At 30.6% G+C, this 20,261-nt stretch carries 23 protein-coding genes; 4 read left to right on the top strand and 19 right to left on the bottom strand.

The genetic code is table 11. From position 1 onward, the window contains the following. Positions 1 to 67: 67 nt before the first annotated feature. The 3 genes from KPL44_RS13660 to KPL44_RS13650 form a co-directional block, all read right to left on the bottom strand. On the bottom strand, positions 68 to 487 hold the full coding sequence (locus tag KPL44_RS13660) for a hypothetical protein (RefSeq protein ID WP_216251276.1): 420 nt from the start codon (positions 485 to 487) through the stop codon (positions 68 to 70). Positions 488 to 715: 228 nt separating this feature from the next. Next, the gene (locus KPL44_RS13655) at positions 716 to 1,066 is read right to left on the bottom strand and encodes a hypothetical protein (protein ID WP_216251274.1); all 351 of its coding nucleotides are present in this window, start codon (positions 1,064 to 1,066) and stop codon (positions 716 to 718) included. A 246-nt stretch (positions 1,067 to 1,312) separates the two neighbouring features. Beyond that, the gene (locus tag KPL44_RS13650; protein ID WP_153882466.1) at positions 1,313 to 1,465 is read right to left on the bottom strand and encodes a hypothetical protein; all 153 of its coding nucleotides are present in this window, start codon (positions 1,463 to 1,465) and stop codon (positions 1,313 to 1,315) included. Between the two features lie 160 nt (positions 1,466 to 1,625). Between KPL44_RS13650 and KPL44_RS13645 the strand changes: the two genes are divergently transcribed. Beyond that, positions 1,626 to 1,814, top strand: coding sequence for a hypothetical protein (locus tag KPL44_RS13645; protein WP_216251271.1), 189 nt, complete (start codon positions 1,626 to 1,628; stop codon positions 1,812 to 1,814). A gap of 115 nt (positions 1,815 to 1,929) precedes the next feature. On the opposite strand, the gene KPL44_RS13640 is transcribed toward KPL44_RS13645, so the two are convergent. The 8 genes from KPL44_RS13640 to hflX all read right to left on the bottom strand — a co-directional run bounded on the left by KPL44_RS13640 (position 1,930) and on the right by hflX (position 9,883). Then, positions 1,930 to 2,346 carry a hypothetical protein gene (locus tag KPL44_RS13640; RefSeq protein ID WP_216251269.1) on the bottom strand — a complete coding sequence of 139 codons (417 nt, stop codon included), beginning with the start codon at positions 2,344 to 2,346 and terminating at the stop codon, positions 1,930 to 1,932. Between the two features lie 317 nt (positions 2,347 to 2,663). Next, positions 2,664 to 3,404: a YebC/PmpR family DNA-binding transcriptional regulator gene (locus KPL44_RS13635; protein ID WP_216251267.1), complete on the bottom strand. Its 741-nt coding sequence runs from the start codon at positions 3,402 to 3,404 to the stop codon at positions 2,664 to 2,666. Between the two features lie 147 nt (positions 3,405 to 3,551). After that, complete coding sequence (locus KPL44_RS13630) at positions 3,552 to 4,235, bottom strand: YigZ family protein (protein WP_216251265.1); 684 nt, start codon at positions 4,233 to 4,235, stop codon at positions 3,552 to 3,554. A gap of 57 nt (positions 4,236 to 4,292) precedes the next feature. Beyond that, positions 4,293 to 4,958, bottom strand: a complete 666-nt coding sequence (locus tag KPL44_RS13625) for a HEAT repeat domain-containing protein (RefSeq protein WP_216251263.1) — start codon at positions 4,956 to 4,958, stop codon at positions 4,293 to 4,295. A gap of 23 nt (positions 4,959 to 4,981) precedes the next feature. Beyond that, positions 4,982 to 6,388: a MocR-like pyridoxine biosynthesis transcription factor PdxR gene (gene pdxR, locus KPL44_RS13620; RefSeq protein WP_216251262.1), complete on the bottom strand. Its 1,407-nt coding sequence runs from the start codon at positions 6,386 to 6,388 to the stop codon at positions 4,982 to 4,984. Between the two features lie 27 nt (positions 6,389 to 6,415). After that, positions 6,416 to 7,312 (bottom strand): nucleotidyltransferase domain-containing protein, encoded by an 897-nt coding sequence (locus KPL44_RS13615; RefSeq protein WP_216251260.1) that lies wholly within the window; start codon positions 7,310 to 7,312, stop codon positions 6,416 to 6,418. A 165-nt stretch (positions 7,313 to 7,477) separates the two neighbouring features. After that, positions 7,478 to 7,987: a hypothetical protein gene (locus tag KPL44_RS13610; RefSeq protein WP_216251258.1), complete on the bottom strand. Its 510-nt coding sequence runs from the start codon at positions 7,985 to 7,987 to the stop codon at positions 7,478 to 7,480. Positions 7,988 to 8,092: 105 nt separating this feature from the next. Then, positions 8,093 to 9,883 carry a GTPase HflX gene (gene hflX / locus KPL44_RS13605; protein WP_216251561.1) on the bottom strand — a complete coding sequence of 597 codons (1,791 nt, stop codon included), beginning with the start codon at positions 9,881 to 9,883 and terminating at the stop codon, positions 8,093 to 8,095. Between the two features lie 120 nt (positions 9,884 to 10,003). Here hflX and hpt point away from each other — a divergent pair, with 120 nt between their 5' ends. After that, positions 10,004 to 10,528 (top strand): hypoxanthine phosphoribosyltransferase, encoded by a 525-nt coding sequence (gene hpt / locus KPL44_RS13600; RefSeq protein WP_216121651.1) that lies wholly within the window; start codon positions 10,004 to 10,006, stop codon positions 10,526 to 10,528. A gap of 74 nt (positions 10,529 to 10,602) precedes the next feature. On the opposite strand, the gene yunB is transcribed toward hpt, so the two are convergent. After that, positions 10,603 to 11,265 carry a sporulation protein YunB gene (gene yunB, locus KPL44_RS13595; RefSeq protein WP_407935013.1) on the bottom strand — a complete coding sequence of 221 codons (663 nt, stop codon included), beginning with the start codon at positions 11,263 to 11,265 and terminating at the stop codon, positions 10,603 to 10,605. A gap of 227 nt (positions 11,266 to 11,492) precedes the next feature. Here yunB and KPL44_RS13590 point away from each other — a divergent pair, with 227 nt between their 5' ends. After that, complete coding sequence (locus KPL44_RS13590) at positions 11,493 to 13,952, top strand: transglycosylase domain-containing protein (protein ID WP_216251252.1); 2,460 nt, start codon at positions 11,493 to 11,495, stop codon at positions 13,950 to 13,952. Between the two features lie 42 nt (positions 13,953 to 13,994). On the opposite strand, the gene spoVAE is transcribed toward KPL44_RS13590, so the two are convergent. From spoVAE to KPL44_RS13555, 7 genes are all read right to left on the bottom strand, one after another. Continuing rightward, complete coding sequence (gene spoVAE, locus KPL44_RS13585; RefSeq protein ID WP_216107063.1) at positions 13,995 to 14,351, bottom strand: stage V sporulation protein AE; 357 nt, start codon at positions 14,349 to 14,351, stop codon at positions 13,995 to 13,997. Further along, a complete protein-coding gene (gene spoVAD / locus KPL44_RS13580; protein WP_216251249.1) occupies positions 14,352 to 15,368 on the bottom strand; it encodes a stage V sporulation protein AD in 1,017 nt (338 codons plus the stop codon). A gap of 6 nt (positions 15,369 to 15,374) precedes the next feature. Beyond that, the gene (gene spoVAC, locus KPL44_RS13575) at positions 15,375 to 15,827 is read right to left on the bottom strand and encodes a stage V sporulation protein AC (RefSeq protein ID WP_216251247.1); all 453 of its coding nucleotides are present in this window, start codon (positions 15,825 to 15,827) and stop codon (positions 15,375 to 15,377) included. Between the two features lie 186 nt (positions 15,828 to 16,013). Beyond that, positions 16,014 to 16,766 carry an RNA polymerase sporulation sigma factor SigF gene (gene sigF / locus KPL44_RS13570; protein ID WP_216107060.1) on the bottom strand — a complete coding sequence of 251 codons (753 nt, stop codon included), beginning with the start codon at positions 16,764 to 16,766 and terminating at the stop codon, positions 16,014 to 16,016. 10 nt (positions 16,767 to 16,776) lie between these two features. Continuing rightward, positions 16,777 to 17,205, bottom strand: a complete 429-nt coding sequence (gene spoIIAB, locus KPL44_RS13565) for an anti-sigma F factor (RefSeq protein WP_216251245.1) — start codon at positions 17,203 to 17,205, stop codon at positions 16,777 to 16,779. Positions 17,206 to 17,218: 13 nt separating this feature from the next. Beyond that, positions 17,219 to 17,554, bottom strand: coding sequence for an anti-sigma F factor antagonist (spoIIAA, locus tag KPL44_RS13560; protein WP_216251244.1), 336 nt, complete (start codon positions 17,552 to 17,554; stop codon positions 17,219 to 17,221). A 266-nt stretch (positions 17,555 to 17,820) separates the two neighbouring features. Further along, a complete protein-coding gene (locus KPL44_RS13555) occupies positions 17,821 to 19,131 on the bottom strand; it encodes an acetyl-CoA hydrolase/transferase family protein (protein ID WP_216251242.1) in 1,311 nt (436 codons plus the stop codon). A gap of 474 nt (positions 19,132 to 19,605) precedes the next feature. On the opposite strand from KPL44_RS13555, the gene KPL44_RS13550 reads away from it, so the two are divergent. Then, complete coding sequence (locus KPL44_RS13550; protein ID WP_216251240.1) at positions 19,606 to 20,229, top strand: DUF4867 family protein; 624 nt, start codon at positions 19,606 to 19,608, stop codon at positions 20,227 to 20,229. Positions 20,230 to 20,261: the final 32 nt, after the last annotated feature.

The raw sequence follows: 20,261 nt of genomic DNA, 5'->3' as shown, positions 1-20,261 counted from the left end.
AAAATTATATGTGTTTTATTAGCAAATTAAAAGCACCCATACTTTGGGTGCTTTTAATTAATTGTTTTTACTTTATGCTTATTACTTCTTCATTTAGCTCAAATAAGTCCTGCAAAATCCCATCAATAATATTTTCATCAATAAATGCTTTCAATTTTGGATTACGTTCTTCTGTATTAATATACTGAAGAAAATACCCACCCACTTTTTTTGCAATACTTAATTTAATAGATATATTTTGCTCTATTCCATCCTTATTAAATAAAATAAAAGTAACGTTATCATCGGTATATTTTATACATACTTTTTTATAAAACTTAATATCTATATATTCATTTAAATCTGTTATTGCTCGAATATTTTTTATATTATATTTATCCAAATTTTTATTAAAAACATCCACAAAATTTTGCATTGCTTTGCTAATTATAGTTCTATCAATAGTCATATTTCTAAATTGCAAAACTAATTCTTCCTTCCAATTCATCTTATTCACTCCCCCTTATAAAATATACGCATACTTAATTTAAATGTATATAAATATCTGCAATATATATCCTCCTATTAAACTATTCATAAGAAATAAAAAAGATACTGTATTTATGTGTATTTAACTACATTTCACATAATGAATATACCCCATAGGATAGACCTTTCATTGTCTACTCTATAGGGTATATTTTAATCTTGATTAGTTCTTAACTACCTAACACTTTCACTCACATGGATATATATAATTGGCTGCAGTACGTACTTCTATTTCATTTGGGTCACTGCTATCATCATCTGGAAGTACAAATACTAGTTTCTTCTCAATTGTACCACATTCATTGCTACTACATTCATTTCTACATACTGTAGTAATAAATCCTCTAAATGCAAGTATTCTATGGCATTGGTCATATATAATACATGCAACAGCAACTTTTTTATCAAAACATACATTATTTACTTGTATTCTTACAGTTAATAATCTAGCGCCATGTTTTTCCATATCTACTGGATCTGCATTAATAACACTACATAAATCACATGAACATTTATTGCACTTATCATTTTTACCCATTTAATAAAACTCCTTTTCATATAAAATTTTACATATATCGTTTCAATATACTTTCAACATAAATTTTTACATTGATATATGTTCTCCTAAATAAGATTAGTATCTTAATTCAGATCTGAAAAGTTAAATTAATGGGTTTATATATAATTTTGATAATGTATACTCTACACTATAATATATTCAGTTATAAATATTTTTGTGAATAAAATCAAAGATAAAAAGCCCTAAGAAATTACTCAGCGCTCTTTAACTATTTTTAAAATTAATAATTACTACTTCACTACATCTTTTACATACTAATACCGCAGATCCATCATTACAGTTCTTAAATTCAAATTCTGTAATAGGTTTATCTGTTTTCAAGTCTTCAATATTTCCACACTTGCACAGTAACTTCATGCTAAATCCCCCATTCACTCAAACATCCTTAAATTATTGTACATCAAATCTTAAAAAATATCCACTAACGAATAATTAATACATTCCTACCTTTTAATTTTAAGTGTCAATTTTAATTAGTGAGCATATTATATAATGACTAAAGTCAAGGAGTGATATTATGTCGACGTATGAAAATAGACAACCTTATACTGATTGTTGTAAAGATTATTATGATAAGTGTGATTGTTGTGATCCATGGAGTGATCCATGGAGTGAACCTTGGAGTGATCCTTGGAGTAACTTATGGTGTTACGATAATTGTTGTAGAAAAGAACATTCCAATAAACATTGCTATAAAGAAAACTAATATAAAAGCGGAGTTGATATTTAATCGCAACTCTGCTATTTTAAAATGTTAATAATTCTTTTATATTGCTTAAATAAAAAAGTTTCAACCTAAGCTAATCCAACTTCTATATCAATTATTCTTTATATTTTTCAATATATTCTAAAAGTGCCATACTAACTAAATCCATGCTTTTACAGTCTTCATGTTTTTCTGTAAAATCCTTAAATTTATCCCAAACATACGAATATACTCTAATAGTATTGGTCGTCTTGAATTCTTCATCAAGCATCTCCTCATCAATCTTTAATTCTTGTGACTTCGATGCATCAATTATAATTTTATAATCAGTTTTTTGCTTTTCTATTTCAGTCTTATCTGCTACTTTTTTCTGTTCTTTTACAAAATCATAAGCTGAATCAATAGCTTCATCTATGCTATCAGAATTAAAGCTCACACAAGGAATTGTATCATCTAATGTTAAACAAAACTTAGAACTTGATTGGATTTTCACCTTAAATCCGGCATCAATTAATTTCTCTAATTTATTCATTATTTGCACACCCTTTACTTTTATATTTATTTTATATATTTCTTTTTCGAAAATAATACATTTTTAAATCTATTTCGGTTATTTATAAATTTAGTATGCCTTTCATTAAAGTATATTATTCCATAACACAAAAATCTTGCAACTTCTTAAATACCTAAATATAGAATTGAGTAAAGTATTAATATATCGTCTAATTTTATAAAAAAACACCTTCAGATATATATATAGTTTCATACATACATCTAAAAGTGTTATTTGTCATCATGAACTCATCGCAACTCGAATGTCTCTGAAATCGCTTACTTTAGCCAATAGCATTAACCCTCAAATCCCTCTGGATACTCCGCATTGTAATAGACATCCTGAACATCTTCATTATCCTCAAGTGTATCTATTAAATCCTGAACCTTAACTGCACCTTCCATGCTAACAGGAACCATATTATCTGGAATCATTGTAATCTCAGCTGACGCAAATTCAAAGCCTGCTTTCTCGAGCACTTCTCTTACCTGTCCAAAGGTTTCTACAGTAGTAATAATTTCAAACATTTCTTCATCTGCATTAAAATCTTCGGCCCCAGCTTCAAGAGCTATCATCATGATTTCATCCTCGTCCATAACTTCAGTTCTCTCTATTATAATTTGCCCTTTTTTAGCAAACATCCAGCTTACACATCCAGCTGCTCCCATATTTCCATTATGTCTATCAAAAGCATGCCTTACTGTCGCAACACTTCTATTTTTTTTGTCTGTTAGCGTTACAACTACTACAGCAACCCCTTCTGCTCCATATCCTTCATAAACTATTTCTTCGTAGTTTACGCCTTCGAGCTCCCCAGCACCTTTTTTAATCGCTCTATTTATTGTTTCGAGTGGCATATTATTAGATTTAGCCTTTGCAACTACATCTCTAAGATGAGCGTTGATTTCTAACTTAGATCCACCATTTTTAGCTGCCATTATTATTTCTTTACCTAATTTCGTAAAAACTTTACCTCTTATAACATCAATTTTACCTTTTTTTTGTTGAATATTATGCCATTTTGAATGTCCTGACATTTGAAATCCCCCCCAACTATTTTAATGTGGAATATTCCTAACCGAGCTAATAAATAGCAGTACTTCTATGAATTGGCTACAAGTACATTACCTTCACATTATATCATAGAAATAATGCACTTTTCAAATAAATAAGAAATGTATATTTTACTTCTCTTTCTCATTTAAAAGTGTTGAATTTATAATTTCACTATCATATAATCTATGTTCTAGTTTAAAATACATTTTCTCCTTCTCTTCTTCAAACAAAGCCTTCCCTGAGCTAACCTCAGTTATTTGTGACTTTAGATTTTCCAAATTGCTATACTGACAGAGTATTTTAATTTTTACAATGTCTGTATACTCTACATCTTCTATATAAAAGTTATCTTTAGCACAGACATGTTGCACTTTTCCTAATAAATCATATTCAATTATTATTTCGAGGGAAACACCATTAACTTTCTCCACTACCCCGCCCTCTTTAACAGCTAGGGATGCACCTTTTGAATACGCTCTTGCAAGCCCCCCAGTTCCTAGAAGAATTCCTCCAAAATATCTAGTTACTACCACTACTACATCAGTTATATCACTTTTTTTTAACACTTCTAGCATTGGAATTCCTCCAGTACCTTGAGGTTCTCCATCATCACTATACCTTTGTATTTCTCTTCTTTCACCAATTATATAAGCATAAACATTGTGCCTTGCTTGTTTGTGTTTATTTTTAATTGTTTGAATAAATTCCTTAGCTTCATCTTCATTTTCAACCCTTTTTCCATGACCAATAAATATTGATTTCTTTTCTTTAAATTCAGCAATTGATTCATCTTTTATAGTAAAGTAGCTCATTTCAATTATCCCACCTACGATTAAATGTTCTAAATTAGATTTAATTTTACCCTATCTTTATATCTCTATTTGCCCCATCAGCAATAAAAAACTCTGCGCAGCATTAATTATGTATTGTTTGTCTGTGTTTTCATATATATACTTTATCTTTACAATAGCTTTTTCACTCTTTATTTTACCCAGGGACTTTATTGCATAACTTATCACTTGTGGATTTTCATCCTCAAGTGCTCTAATTAATGCTCCTTCAGCCCTTAGATCACCTAATTTTCCCATAGCTGAGACTGCCATTCGTCGCACATTTATAAATTTATGCACAGATGCCTTAATTAATATATTTAAAGAAGATTTTTCATTTAATTCCCCTAAAATCCAAACAGCAACCTCTTTGTCCCTCGGATGCATCTCCACATAATTAGTCCTTATTAACTCAATTAATTGGTTTTTATTATCTTGACTTATAGAATTTAAAAAATAGATCTTATCTTCTTTCCCTGCTTTAGCAATGCTCTTAAAAAGTTCATCAGTATCATTGCTATGCACTAAAAATCTATATTTAATTTTACCATCTATAATGTGTTTTTGTACAATGGCATTATCCAAATTTCTAATTTTACATATGGCCTCCATCGTTTTCCCCTCTAAAAACAAGAAATAGGATATTTCCTCATTAGAATATTTACTAATAGATAACCAGTCAATTTCAACTAATCCCTTTTTCAAAAACGTCGCTCCTTACCCTATAGTTATTTTTCTTTGAGTATCTCTGAGATAATCTTAATTCCTTCTTCTATTTCAGGCTTTTTTATTTCCGAAAAACTCAACCTAAAATAGTTGTTGCCTTCTTTTGCATTTTTATAAAATAGTACTCCTGGTGTAATTAAAACCTTTTTATTCATACACCTATAAAACAATTCCATTGAATTAATTTTTAGATCAGTAGCTATTTTAAAATAAAAATGAATTCCTCCTCCAGGCGTATAATAACTAGCCTTGGCGCCTAAATATTTTTCTATACATTCTAACATAAAATTATATTTATCCTTATATGCCAAATTTAGACGGCTTATGTGCTCTTTCCAAAGATCTTTATTTATATATAAATCTAAAGCACGTTGCATAAGACTAGATGTTGATATGTCTGTATTAATTTTAGAATTTTGAATATACTCCTTACATTTTTGTGGTGATATCATATATCCTAGCCTTATCCCAGGTAGAAATATCTTTGAAAAACTCTTTATATAAATAACTTTATCGTTTACGTCTAAGCTCTTAAAACTTTTATATTCCTTATTATCATATATTAGTTCAGATAAATAATCATCTTCAACTATATAAAAGTCATATATTTCTGCTAGTTCTAATATTTTTACCTTTTTCTCCAGACTATAAGTGGCGCCTGTTGGGTTCTGGAAATAACTCATTGCATAAAAGCATTTAATTCTATTCTTTTTTAATATTGCTTCAAATTGAATTAAATCAACACCATCTTCTAATATATCAACTGCAAATATATTAGCTCTTCTCCATTTAAAAACCGTCAGTGCACCACCATATGTTGGCTTTTCTACAATTACGTTGTCATGAATATTAATTATAGATTTTGAAACTATATCAATCCCCTGTTGTGCACCTGAGAGTATCAATATATCTTCACTACTTACCCTATTATTCCAAAAGAAAGTACTTATACTATTTCTAAGTCCCTCGTACCCAAGTGATTCCTTATATGCAAAAGCCTCCGTACCATCTCTATCTAATACCTCATTCAGCACATCTTTAAAGACTGTCACAGGAAAAAACTCACTACTTGTGATTTCTCCTGTAAAATCCACATAGCTTTTTAGATTTTGACTAGATATTTTTTTTAAGGTATTAGAGTATTCCTTTTTAAACTTAATGTTTGTATCTCTTCTTTTAGCATAAGTACCACTTCCCATCTTTTGATATGCATAGCCCTCAGCTTCAAGTTTTTTATAAGCGCTTACTATCGTAACCTCATTAACTTTAAGTATTTTAGCTAGTTTCCTTATTGAGAGTAATTTTTCACCATCATCAATATTATTTTCATCAATTAGCTTTTTTATATGCTTTGATATTTCTAGATATTTAGGAATTTCGTTACTAAATTTGATTTCATATCTATACATATTTTCACCTGCTTATCTGAAATGTCGTTAAACGAAATACACATTTTGCTTAATCAATATATTGTCCTTATCTATCTTAAAATCTCTACTTTCTTTTTTAATAATATCTCTTTTCCATAGTTTATTAAGAACTTCTTCCATATCTATATCAAATTCCTTAAACAAATCATCCGACATAATTTCTTCGGCACTTATAAACTTATCTTGTTCTCTCATATAGTTCAAAAGCAAATTGCAATTATCCTTAATACTTAAGTCTACACTCTGTTCTAAAAACGTCATTGTTTCTTGGATTACCTCTTTTATATTTGATTTTTCAAAAAACAATTTATCAACGCAAAGTTTAAATTCTTCATTTAAATTAAGTGCCATAGTCATAACATCCTTGCTAATCATATATCCAGATGAATTAACAAAGAGCTTTGAGTACTTTTCTATACATCTTGTTGCAGAACTGTATGAAGTATATATAGCATCACTCCATAAATATTTTTTACAGACTCCCATTTCTTTTAATAACTTACCTAAAAAACTAATCCCCCAACGTTCTCTATCAACATCAGGAAAAAGTCTACCACCGTCATACCTTACTGTTATATCCATATCTTTTGAAAATATTAACCTTGATGACGAGAAAATTCTATGCAAATATCCTCCCTTTAAATTATTAGAATAAACTTGAATAAATTTTTCCTTACTCATAAGTTTAACATGAACAGAAATGCCTTCTTCCTGCGAATATAAGTTCCTAATTTCATCATAGTTTTTATCAACAATTACGATAAAATCAATATCTGATTCTTCCCATAAATCACCTGTTACCATACTTCCAAAAACCATTACTGATAAAACAGATTCATCAATCTTCATCCTGTCAACCACACTATTAAAAGCCTTCTGATATTGTAAAATAGTTTTTATCATTCTCTTCCCCCACTAATTTTTAATATAATCTATATGTTATTCCTCTATCCTTCATTATAGCACTACATTTTTCACAATTACAAATAAACATATACTTAAAAAATAAAGAGAAACAAGTTTAATATTTATTAAACTAATTCTCTCCATTCCCCAAAAAAATTATTTTCAATCACCTTTTGATAATTTCAGCATATTATCAACTTTACATCTTAATACTTTAATTACATCTGATGATATTTCATCAACGCTGTCTGTTAATTTTAGAGCGTTCTTAATTTTTGAACTACGCCCGAAATTTGTATTTGTCAAACTAACTGCAGTAGCTGAAAAATCAAGGGATGCAAGTGATAAAGTATATAGAGTATCTAACAATGGTTTTACATCATTTTCAAAATAAGCTCTTGCTTTAAAATCCAATGGTAATCTATCTAATTCAAATTTTAAAATATTTATGTCTACAACCTTATCTGCCAATAATTTAATGCAAGAACTATTAGATGTATCCGCCGAAGTAGCTAATGACTGATCAGTATAATTCCCACTACTTATGCTCCCAATCTGTTTGTTCATATCATTTATAATTTGTTGTTGTATTTGTTGATAATTTATACGGTCTTGAATTGTTCTTTTATCTTGATCTTCTTCATTATCTGAATTCGACTTTTTTTCTCCCATATCTACTCCTACATTCTTTAATAACTGTTATAGACTAATATTAAATTATATAAGATAGATCTATATTTTATTACACTTCTAAAAATTTTTCATTAATAAACACAACTAAGTTAAAATGTATTTTTTGCATTTATTGTAAACTTCATCATCTCCTCGTACTGACATAAGTGTTCCTTCCTCGTTGTACTCTTCTGAATCAACCATTGAACCCCTATGTAAGTATGCAACCATAGCCTGATCAGTGTATGGAATAAGCACCTCAATTTTTTTAAGAGTGTATGGAAGATCTGTGCAAACATGTTTCAATAGTCCATCCAAATTCGTACCATTTTTAGCAGATATCTCTATACATTTTAATTCCTTATATTTTTCTTTGATTTTCAAAATATTTTCTGGTGAGGCTTTATCAATTTTATTTAATACTAATATCACTGGTTTATCAATTGCGTTTAATTCTGTTAATACACCTTCTACAGCCTCTATTTGAAGTTCTGCAGTTTCAGATGATACATCTACCACATGTAGCAACAAATCGGAGTATACTACCTCTTCAAGTGTTGATTTAAAAGCCTCAACTAAGTCATGAGGTAGTTTTCTAATAAAACCTACTGTGTCCGTTACTGCCGCCACTCTATTATCAGGTAATAGTAATGCTCTTGTTGTTACATCTAGTGTTGCAAAAAGCATATCTGCTTCAAACACTTTGTCCTTTATAGCAACACTTTTTAATGCTGCTACATCACACAATGCATTTCTAAGCGTTGATTTACCAGAATTAGTGTATCCTACTAAAGATACTTTTGAGATACTCTCTCGACTTCTCTTCTCCCTTTGTACACTTCTCGTTGTTCTTATTTTTGCTAATTCTTTGTTTAAATCAAAAATACCTTCTCTTATTCGTCTTTTATCAATTTCTAACTTTTTCTCCCCTGGACCTCTTGTTCCAATTCCAGCACCTGTCCTTGAAAGCATTGTTCCAAGTCCAGTTAATCTTGGTAATCTATATTTTAATTGTGCAAGCTCAACTTGTATTTTCGCTTCCCGGGTTCTTGCTCTTCGTGCAAAAATCTCTAAAATTAGCGTAGTTCTGTCTATTACCTTACACCCAAGAACTTCTTCCAAGTTTCTAACTTGAGAACCTGATAATTCATCATCAAATATAACTAGATTTGCTCTTAACGCTTGCCTTATGCTTGCTATTTCTTCAGCTTTTCCTCTACCTATATATAAAGCTGCATCTATTTTATGTCTATTTTGAAGTATAGTGTCTACAGTCTCTACATTACATGCTCTTGCAAGTTCTGTGAGTTCTACTAAATCCTCTTCACTACCTATCCCTACTAAAATAGCTCGTTCTGTATCATCTTCAATAACATCGCATGTTTTCATTAATTTTTCAATGTATTTAATTTTGTCTAAAATATCATATTCAATTACTTCATTTAAACTTATTGGACCCACTTCTTCTTCTATTAAAATACCCTTATCTATTCCACAAAAACCTATGTTGTATTTTAAATTTTCCTTTTCCGGACTTACTCCAATAGCCACTATACAATCTAATTTTAGTTTTACAAGTGCTGACATATCAAGCGCTGATAATCTAGAATTGCCATTTGGATGGGTGTGTATTATTTTAACCCCTGATAACCGTCCTTCTCTTATATCAATTATAGGCAGTTCCACAGTACTACTGTCGCCAATACCCATACTTATAATTTGGCCCTTTCTATCTATAGCTGCACTAACTTCTCTATCTAGATTTTGTGTTACCTCAACTAATATATCTACCAATTCAACAGATAAAATAGAATCTTTAGAAACGCTTAATTCACAAGCCTTTTCTAATTTATTTAAAATTGAATTTTTAACTCCATCTATATTTCCATATATCATCATATCACTCCATTCTACTAATATTTTAACTAATTTTCTTATTCTTATACTTGACAAGTTTCTTATAATTTTATACTATTGAGAGCATATTGTAAATATGTAAAGAGGGCGGGATTAACATTGGATAATAAAAAAATAAATATTCTTATATCAAAAGATCAAATTAATGAGCGAATTGAACAACTTGGTACTGAAATTTCCAAAGATTATTTGGGAAAAAAATTATATGTTCTATCATTGCTTAGAGGTAGCTTCATATATACTGCAGACCTTGTACGTCAAATCACTGTACCTACAAAAATAGGATTTATGACAACTTCGAGTTATGGGGATGACGAAGAATCAAAAGGACTCGTTAATATTGTGAATGACATACCTGACAATATCTCTGGGTTTGATGTATTAATAGTGGATGATATTGTTGATACTGGTTTAACTATGGATTTCGTTGTGAATCACGTTAGATCTTTAGGCGCTGCTAGTGTTAAAACTTGTGTTCTTTTAAATAAGATAGAAAGAAGAAAGGTTGAAATAACACCTGATTACTATTGCTTTGAGATTCCAGATCTTTTTGTAGTTGGTTATGGATTAAATTATGGAGACTACTACAGAAATATACCGTACATATTTAATTGGGAAGATTAATTTAAATGCCCTATAAATACATAAAAGTATAAAAAATAAAGTGCGCACCGCGCGCTTTATTTTTTATACTTTTGTTAATTGCTATTTCCTAGTTTAAATCCAGTTCCATTTAAATCTAATTGAACTGAAGTATTAGGTGTTTTTCCAACTATAATAGTTTCGGCAATTGGCACCTCATTTGTTACCTCAATATCATTACTTCTCAAAGGTATAATTACTCTAACCGTAGTTCTCACCTTAACATAGATCTTATGTCTTGTTTGATTTATACCCGCACTTTCAAACTCCGATGAATATTTAGTTTCTACATGTCCTATAGGCTGCATTTTGATATTAACACTAGGTCCATAATAGGATAGAATATTATTTCTTGTTATGTATCCTATTGGAACCTTAATTCCTACATCGCCCAATTTCATTAATTCCTTTTGTGACTTTAGTGCAACATCACAAGCTATTTTATTCATTTTCAAAGTATCCGCTTTCAGCATTACGATATTTCCAACAGAATCCTTATCCACCTTTATTATCTCATCATAGTTAAATTGATTTGAATATTCATCTATAATTGCCTTATTTACAATCTCTGTTGCTTTTGCTCTCATTTCTGAATCTGCGACTGCCATTACAGTTGGCATTGTAGTTTTATCAAAAATATATATGAATATTGTAAAATTAATCATAACTATGGCTATAATTATTAATATTCTACCTTTAATTTTATTATTAATATTCATTACCCCCATTTAAGGTTATACATTATTATATGTAACTCATTTAAAGTAAAGAATTCAAATAGCATTTCAAAACACAATATTTTATATTAAGTTTTATTTAAATAAATAATATAATTATATGTTATAATATTAAAAGCTAATTATAGCTAAACAACGTGAATTTTTAGATGTCATGGTAAAAATTGTTAGTTTTTATCTGCTTCATAAAAATACAAGGAGGATGCTCAATGGATAAAAAAGAAACTTCTCAGAAAAAGAAAAAAAAAGCTGAGAAGCATGTTTTTAAAAAACTTATTTTTACCATTCTAATTATAGCCTTAACAATCAGTGTAGCCATCGGTGGAGTAGTCTTAGCTATGATTAAGACGGCTCCTAGTTTAAATATTAATGAATTTTTAAAATTAGATGAAATTACTGTATTATTAGATGATTCCGGAAAACTTATGGATGAATATGTTATTTCGCAAAGAAGAATTAATGTACCTATTAGTGATGTTCCAGTTAATCTTCAGGAAGCATTTATAAGTATTGAAGATTTTAGATTTGCAACTCACCCAGGTATTGATATAAAAAGACTAGCTGGTTCTATATTTAATGATATAAAAATAAAAATAACTGGAAGTGGTCAAAGTCTTCAGGGTGCTTCAACAATAACTCAACAGCTGGTCAAATACAGAGTATTTTTAGAAGATTCTATCGAAAATAGGACTTCTATAAAAAGAAAAGTTCAAGAAATTTACTTATCACTACAAATAGAAAAAGTATTAACCAAGTCCCAAATTTTAGAGACATATATGAATACTATTTTTCTAGGTGGAAATGCTCATGGTATAGAAGCGGCGTCACAACAATATTTTAATAAATCTGTTAAAAACTTAACCTTAAAACAATCTGCTTTTATAGCTAGTGCTGCACAAAACCCTAGTGTTTCATATTCTATGGCAACTAAATCATATGATACTAAAACAGCTTTTGATTCAGCTAGAACCAAAGCGGTCTTAGCTAATATGTACAAATATAATAAAATTAGTAAAGTACAATTTGACTCAGCCATGGCTGAAAAATTAACTTTTAGTTTTTCAAAAAAAGATGCAAATAAAATGAACTATGAGTTCTTTTCAAGACCTGCACTCCTTCAAGTTACTAATGATCTAATGAAAAAATATAAGATTAGCCAAAAGGAAGCATCTTCAATGCTTATGTATGATGGTGTAAAAATTTATACAACCATGGATAGGAATATGCAAAATACATCACAAAGTTTAATTGATGCTCCTATGAACTCTTCACAAGAAAAACTACAAGCCTCATGTGTTATCATGGATTATCATACAGGTGAAGTTAAAACTATTATAGGTGGTCGTAATGTTAAAGTTCCTGGCTCTTACAACAGAGCTGCCTATGATGATAAATTTTTAAGGGCTCCTGGATCAAGTATTAAGCCCTTAACCGTATATAGTCCAGCTATTAATACAAAAATAGCTACGGCATCTACTGTTATTGAGGATTCACCCGTCTCTGCAAGTATTGGATATAACCCTAAAAATTCGCCTGATATATATCGAGGGTATTTAACTCTAAGAGATTGTTTGAAATATTCTGTTAACGTGGCAGCTGTAAAAATAGAAAATATGATTGGTATCAAGACTGGAGTTTCCTATGGTGAAAAGTTTGGATTGCAGCTAGATAACGTAGATAAGATTAGTCTGTCTGCTATGTCCCTTGGTCAATTAAATAGTGGAACTAATCCTCTTACTATGGCAGCTGCATATGGCGTTTTTGGTAATAGCGGGAATCGTACTACTCCAAGATTATATACTAAAGTAATCGATAGAACTGGTAAGGTACTGCTTGATACAAAACCTGAAACAACACCTGTTTTATCACCTCAAAGTGCTTATATCATGTACGATTTATTAAGCGGACCTGTAGGCCCAGGTGGCACTGGAACAAACGCTATTTTTAGCGACATGCCTGTTCGAGGTAAAACTGGTACTTCTTCTAATTCAAAAGATTTATGGTTTGTTGGTTTAACTCCATATTACTCTGCCGCAGTCTGGATTGGAACTGATAAAGCAGATAAAATTGAAGGATTGGGCAGTAATGATGCTGCGCAGTTATGGGGAAAAGTTATGAAATCTGCTCATACTTCTCTTCCAGTAAAGAACGTTGATATGCCTTCTGGTATATCTTCCTTGTCCGTATCAAAGGATTCAGGTAATATACCTACAGATTTAACTATTGCAGACCCAAGGGGCGATAGGGTTTACTCTGAACTGTTTATTGACGGGACTCAGCCTACAACCCTTGACAGCATACATGTTTCTGCTAAAGTCACAAGGGATGCAAGTGGTAGCTATGTTTTGGCATCAGAATATACACCAATTTGGAAAATTGAAACAAGGGTTTTTATAAAGAGGGATTATGTTCCTAATGCATATTTAGAAGACTCTGCTTTTGTATTACCAACAGCAGTTGATACCTCTTCGGGTTCCTTTTCTTCTCCTTCAGTTGTCACTCCAAATATTCCATCAACTACCCCTGAAATAACACCTCCTGTTACTACTCCTAAAACTAATGGAGGAAATAACACTACGAATGGTGGTGGTCAACTTAACCCAAATACACCTATTAACAATACTTATCCTAATCAAAATAATGACACTACTACACATAAAACAAACTAAAAAAACAACTATTAAAATATTATGTATTTTAATAGTTGTTTTTTATTTAGTTTTAGGATTAAAAATCAATGCCATTATATATCCAAAGAAAATTGCAGCAGTAATGCCGCCCGCAGTACCCTTTATACCTCCTGTAAAAGCACCTATAAGACCAAACTCATCTACTTCTTTCATTACACTCTTAGCCAAACTATATCCAAAACCCGGCAGAGGTATACTCCCCCCAGCTTTCCCATATTTGATTACTACATCATATATATTAAATGCTCCTAGTATTACACCACCCGTTACAAATACAACCAATATCCTAGCAGGAGTAAGTTTAGTTGTATCCATAAGTATTTGACCTATTACACATATAAGTCCTCCAACTATAAAAGCCATAATGTAATTATTCATTTATTCACCCCCAAACTCTATTGAAACAGCATGAGCAATTCCTGGTATTGTTTCACCCTGCAAAGTTGAAGTAGGACTTAAAAGAGCCCCTGTTGAAACTAACAGGATCCTTTTAAATTTTCCCTTCAGCATATTTTTAAGTAAATAACCTGTTGCAACTACTGCAGAACAACCGCAACCACTACCACCAGCATTAGTTCCTTGCCTCGAAGCATCAAAAATTTTCTCACCACAATCAATATAATGACCTCTCATATCGTACTTGTATTCAAGTAATAATTTTTCTGTAAACTCCTTTCCTATAATACCTAAATCTCCAGTAGCAATAACATCATAATCTGAAGGTTTTCTACCAGTATCCATAAAATGTTGTTTAATAGTATCAACGGCTGCTGGTGCCATTGCAACTCCCATATTATTCGCATCAATTATTCCATAGTCTTTAACTTTTCCAGTTGTAATATGAGTAACATAAGGGAATTTACCTTTTTTACCTAAAACCATTGAACCTGCACCAGTAACAGTCCACTGCGCTGTTGGTGGTCTCTGACTTCCCATTTCAAGTGGTAATCTAAATTGCCTTTCCGCTGAAGAAAAATGTGAGGAGGTAGCTGCTACAACATAATTAGCTAGGCCACCTTCCATTATCATTGAACCAACGCTTAAAGACTCTGCCATAGTTGAACAAGCTCCATATAGACCTATAAACGGTATGTCTAAATCTCTAGCAGCAAAACATGAAGATGATAACTGGTTTAATAAATCACCCGCTAATAAATAATTGATATCGGCTTCCTTTAACTTTGCTTTTTTTATACTTCCTGATATAGCAGTATATAAAAGACTTGTTTCAGCTTTTTCAAAACTTGCAGTTCCATTAAGATCATCTTCTATAATTTTATCGAAATACTCTTTTAATGGTCCCTGACCTTCCTTAGGACCAACTATGTTATAGGTGCCGATAATTCTAGGTTTACTTTCAATTTCTACTGTTTGAAGACCAATTCTTCTACCCATTCTGCATCACCACCTTAAAAAATAATATAAAATTCCTACAATTACAGATGAACCAATTCCATAAACTAGAACAGGTCCTGCAATAGTAAACATTTTAGCTGCAACGCCAAAAACAAAACCCTCTTTTTTAAACTCCATTGCAGGTGAAACAATTGAATTTGCAAATCCTGTAATTGGCACAACAGAACCTGCGCCCGCAAAATCACCCAACTTATCATATACACCAATACCCGTAAGTGCTGCACCTAAAAACACCATGACTATAGATACATATGTCCCTAGCTCATCCTTTGGAACACCAAATTTCGAAAAAATATCACTTATAAATTGTCCAATTACACATATTAATCCTCCAACCCAAAAGGCATTAAAACAATGTTTTAATAAATTTGGCTTTGGGATATTATTTGAATTAAGTTTATTGAATTTTTTTCTTATGGCTTTTTCTTCTACCTTCATAAAATCCTCCTTGTCACTTTTGAAAGTTATTATTGATTTGTTTTTTTATAAAAATATAATACTCTGATTCTTAATTTTAGTATTTGCATTTATATAGTTTTTAGTCAAAAAATAAGATGTAACTAAAGATAAACGGCTTCAAATCAAACTTGAAGTTATTTGTCTATAATACATCTTATTATCTTTCTAAATTAATTTTTCCCTCATTATTTTCAAAACTTTCTTTTCTATTCTTGATACCTGCACTTGGCTAATTCCCATCATTTTTGCTACCTGAATTTGTGTATTATCTTTAAAGTATCTGAGCATAATTATTTGCCTTGATTTTGCATCAAGTTTTCTAAGTGCTTCTTTGAGAGATATTTTATCTAAAACTTGGTTATCTTCTTCATATTTCTCACTTAGCTTATCAATTAACAATACTGGTGCACCATCATCTTGATGTATCGTATCAAATAAATACAACATATTGCTAGCAGACTCTAATGCATATACTATATCTTCTTTTTCTATATTACAAAAGACCGACAATTCGTCAATTGTAGGATCTCTACCCAATTTTTTGGTTAGAGTATCTTTATCATAATGCAATTGCCTTGCAGTATTTTTAACGCTCCTGCTTACTTTTATAATTCCATCATCTCTAAGAAATCTTTTAATCTCTCCCATTATCATAGGCACTGCATATGTGGAAAATTTCACATTATACTTAGTGTCAAAATTATTAATTGCTTTTACGAGCCCAATACAACCTATCTGGAAGATATCATCATATTCATATCCCCTATTTAAAAATTTTTTACTTATAGATGAAACTAATGGCAAATTCATTTCTACTAAAGTGTCTAGTGCACCAGGTTCTCCATTTCTAGCCATTTGAATAAGTTGCATATTATCTTCATAATTATAGTTGCTTTTTTTCACTATTTTTTGATCCATAATATTCCACCTAACTTAAAGGATTAAATATTTTTTTCATTATTATACTTGTTCCCCTACCTTTGTCAGACTTTACTTCCAGACTGTCCATAAAAGTCTCCATTACAGTAAAACCCATTCCAGACCTCTCCAGGTCTGGACGAGAAGTGTATAGCGGTTGCATAGCTAACTCTAAATTATCAATTCCTTTACCTGTATCATTAACTATCACTGTCAATTCCGTGCCATTAATAATTGCTTCAACAGTGATCATTTCCTCTTCACTTTCATATCCATGAATAATTGCATTAGTAACTGCTTCTGATACAGCTGTTTTAACATCGGTGATTTCATCAATTGTAGGATCTAATTGTGAAGCAAATGCTGCTATTGATACTCTTGCGAAACTTTCATTCTGCGATTTACTTAAAAATTCTATCTTAATTTTATTGTAACACATACTAATCCCCCCACTAAATATTGTTTACAGCTTGCTTTACGTCATCGTATAACATGATAATTTTAAACATTCCTGACAATTCAAATACCCTTTTTACTGAAGATTTAATATTAGTTACACCTACTTTTCCATTTCTCATATGTAACTTTTTGTATCTTCCAATAACTACACCAATACCAGAGCTATCCATAAATGTCACTTCTCCAAAATCCATAATTAATTTGTTATAACTATCTCGTTCTAACCTATCATCTATAATATTCCTAACTTCCTCAGCACTGTGGTGGTCTAATTCCCCAGACATGTAAACTATCAATTTATCTTCGCTATTTTCAAAATTTAAATGCATTCTCTTCCCCCCGAATCATTTGGAATTTAAATATTATCTTGATATCGTCTAAATAATGTATCCATATTCTATATTCGCTAACTTATAAGATAATCCTTCTTTTTTATGTAATATTTTTTCATTTCTTTATATTATACCCAATTTTGTACTTTTTAACATAATGCACATTAAATATTTTTATTATTCTAAATCTACTGCAATAAAATAAATAGTAGCCAGATAATTAGGTACTTAATTATCTGGCTACTATTATTAATCATATTTAATTATTTTGATGTGAATTTACACTTAAACCTTTTTTCAAATTCCTGTATTAACTCATTTCTAAAATCCGGGTGAGCGATATTTATTAGCGCTTTTGCTCTATTTTTTAAAGTTTTACCTTTTAATTCTGCAATACCATATTCAGTAACTATATATTGCACATCGTTTCTAAGTGTTGTAACAGCTGCTCCTTCATCAAGATTTGGTTTAATTCTCGAAACTTTTCCTTTGCATGCAGTCGATGGCATTGCGATTATGGATTTACCGTCTTTGGCCATAGATGCACCGCGAACAAAATCAACTTGACCACCAGTTCCACTAAACTGAGTTTCTCCTATCATTTCTGCATTAACTTGACCCATAAGATCTACTTGAATAGCAGAATTTACACACACCATTTTATTATTTTTAGCAATAATATAGGGATCATTTACATAATCTACAGAATACATTTCTACCATAGGGTTATTATCCACAAAATCATATAGTCTTTTGCTTCCCATTAAAAATGTCACAACAATCTTTCCCTCATGAAGGGATTTTGCCTTACCCGTAATTACACCTGCTTCAACTAGTTCCACAACTCCATCTGAAATCATTTCAGAATGAATTCCTAAGTCCTTCTTTCCTTTTAAAAACAATAAAACTGCATCTGGAATAGCACCTATTCCAAGTTGTAATGTAGAACCATCCTCAACTAAAGAAGCACAATTCTCTCCAATAGCTCTTTCAACATCCCCAATTTTAGGAGAAGTAAGTTCTATTAGTGGATGATTTGATTCTACTATATAATCAATGTCAGAAACATTTATAAAAGAGTCACCCATAGTTCTTGGCATTTCTTTATTTACTTCTGCAATTACCATTTTTGCGCATTCTGCTGCTGTCTTTGTGTAATCAACAGATAGACCAAAACTACAACAACCATGCTCATCAGGTGATGAAACTTGAATAAGTGCCACATCTACTGGTAGATAATTATTTTTAAATAGCTCAGGTATCTTAGAAAAAAAACAGGGCGTAAAATCTGCTCTTCCAGAAGCGATAGCTTCTCTTGTACTTGCACCTGCAAATAGTGCATTGTGTTTAAAATGACTTTCCATTTCTGGCTTAGTATATTCATCTTTTCCCATAGGAACCATATGCACAATTTCAACATCTTGATAGGAATCCTTATTCTTTAACATTGCCTCTATAAGAGTAACAGGTTCAGCACAAGCATGCCCTGTTGCTACCCTATTTCCAGACACTATCTTTCCAGCAGCTTGCTCTGCGGTAATAACCTTTGATTTGTAGATTTCTTGTAAATTCATAACTACACTCTCCCTAATAATCAAATTTTTGTCCATAATTTTAATTGATTTACTATTATTACTACATGTATTAATACATTTTTCATAGTTTTAGAGTATATTTTTGTGATTATTTTCACAATCTTTTTTAAAAAAAATCTCATAAAGATGTATATTATACCTTTGTGATATTTCTTGTCTTTAGTTTTGCATTAGGCTCACTCACTTCTTTATTGTTCCATTATACACCAACTTTTTTAACTTGTACATGTAAAAAAAATTATTATCAAAACAAAAATTAAGTTTTCCGCTTTAATAATATTATCTTAACATTCGCTAGTACCTACCACAATATTAAAAACTTTTGAATAAAATGAAATAGTTTACAAAACATGTTGATAAAATTATAAAAGAATAGTAGAATAGACTTATTAAAGGGAATTTAAAAAGTTATTTATTATAATAACAAAAGTTTTAATAGAAGGGAAGATGACTATGATTATTAAAAAAATTACAGAAAGTGAGTTTAAGAAATATGGACATGTTTTAGAAAATTATGATTGTTCTAAATTAATTGAAAAAATGAAAACGACACCATTAACAAATGATGTCGTCTATGAGCCATCAATTAAAGAATTAGAAGATTTAGAAATAGCGCAAGACTTAAAAATAAGAGAATTTGGTGAATTACCAATTCAAATAGGATATTGTAATGGTAATAATTATTTACTAAACGCTGTGGAATACCATCGTTCATCTGAAATAAATGTTGCAGTTACTGATTTTATTTTACTTCTAGGTTGTATTCAAGATGTTGAAAAAGATTATTCATATGATACTTCAAATATAGAAGCCTTTTTAGTTCCGGCTGGTACAATCCTTGAGGTTTATGCAACTACACTTCATTATGCACCTTGTAATGCAAATGAAAATGGCTTTAAATGTGTGGTTGTACTACCTAGGGATACTAATTTGCCACTCGAAAATAAAATTAATAAATCTGGTGAAGATGTTTTACTCTTTGCTAGAAACAAATGGTTAATTGGTCACAAAGATACTGATTTAGGAACTCAAGGAGCATTTATAGGCTTAAAAGGTAAAAATATTTCAATAAAGTAAAAAAGTATAAAAATAACTATTAATAATAAAAT

Source organism: Clostridium sp. DSM 17811 (assembly GCF_018861905.1).
Lineage (GTDB): Bacteria > Bacillota > Clostridia > Clostridiales > Clostridiaceae > Clostridium_AD > Clostridium_AD frigoriphilum.
The sequence above is the reverse complement of the archived record's forward strand: the minus strand, read 5'-3'. Positions and strand labels throughout refer to the sequence as shown.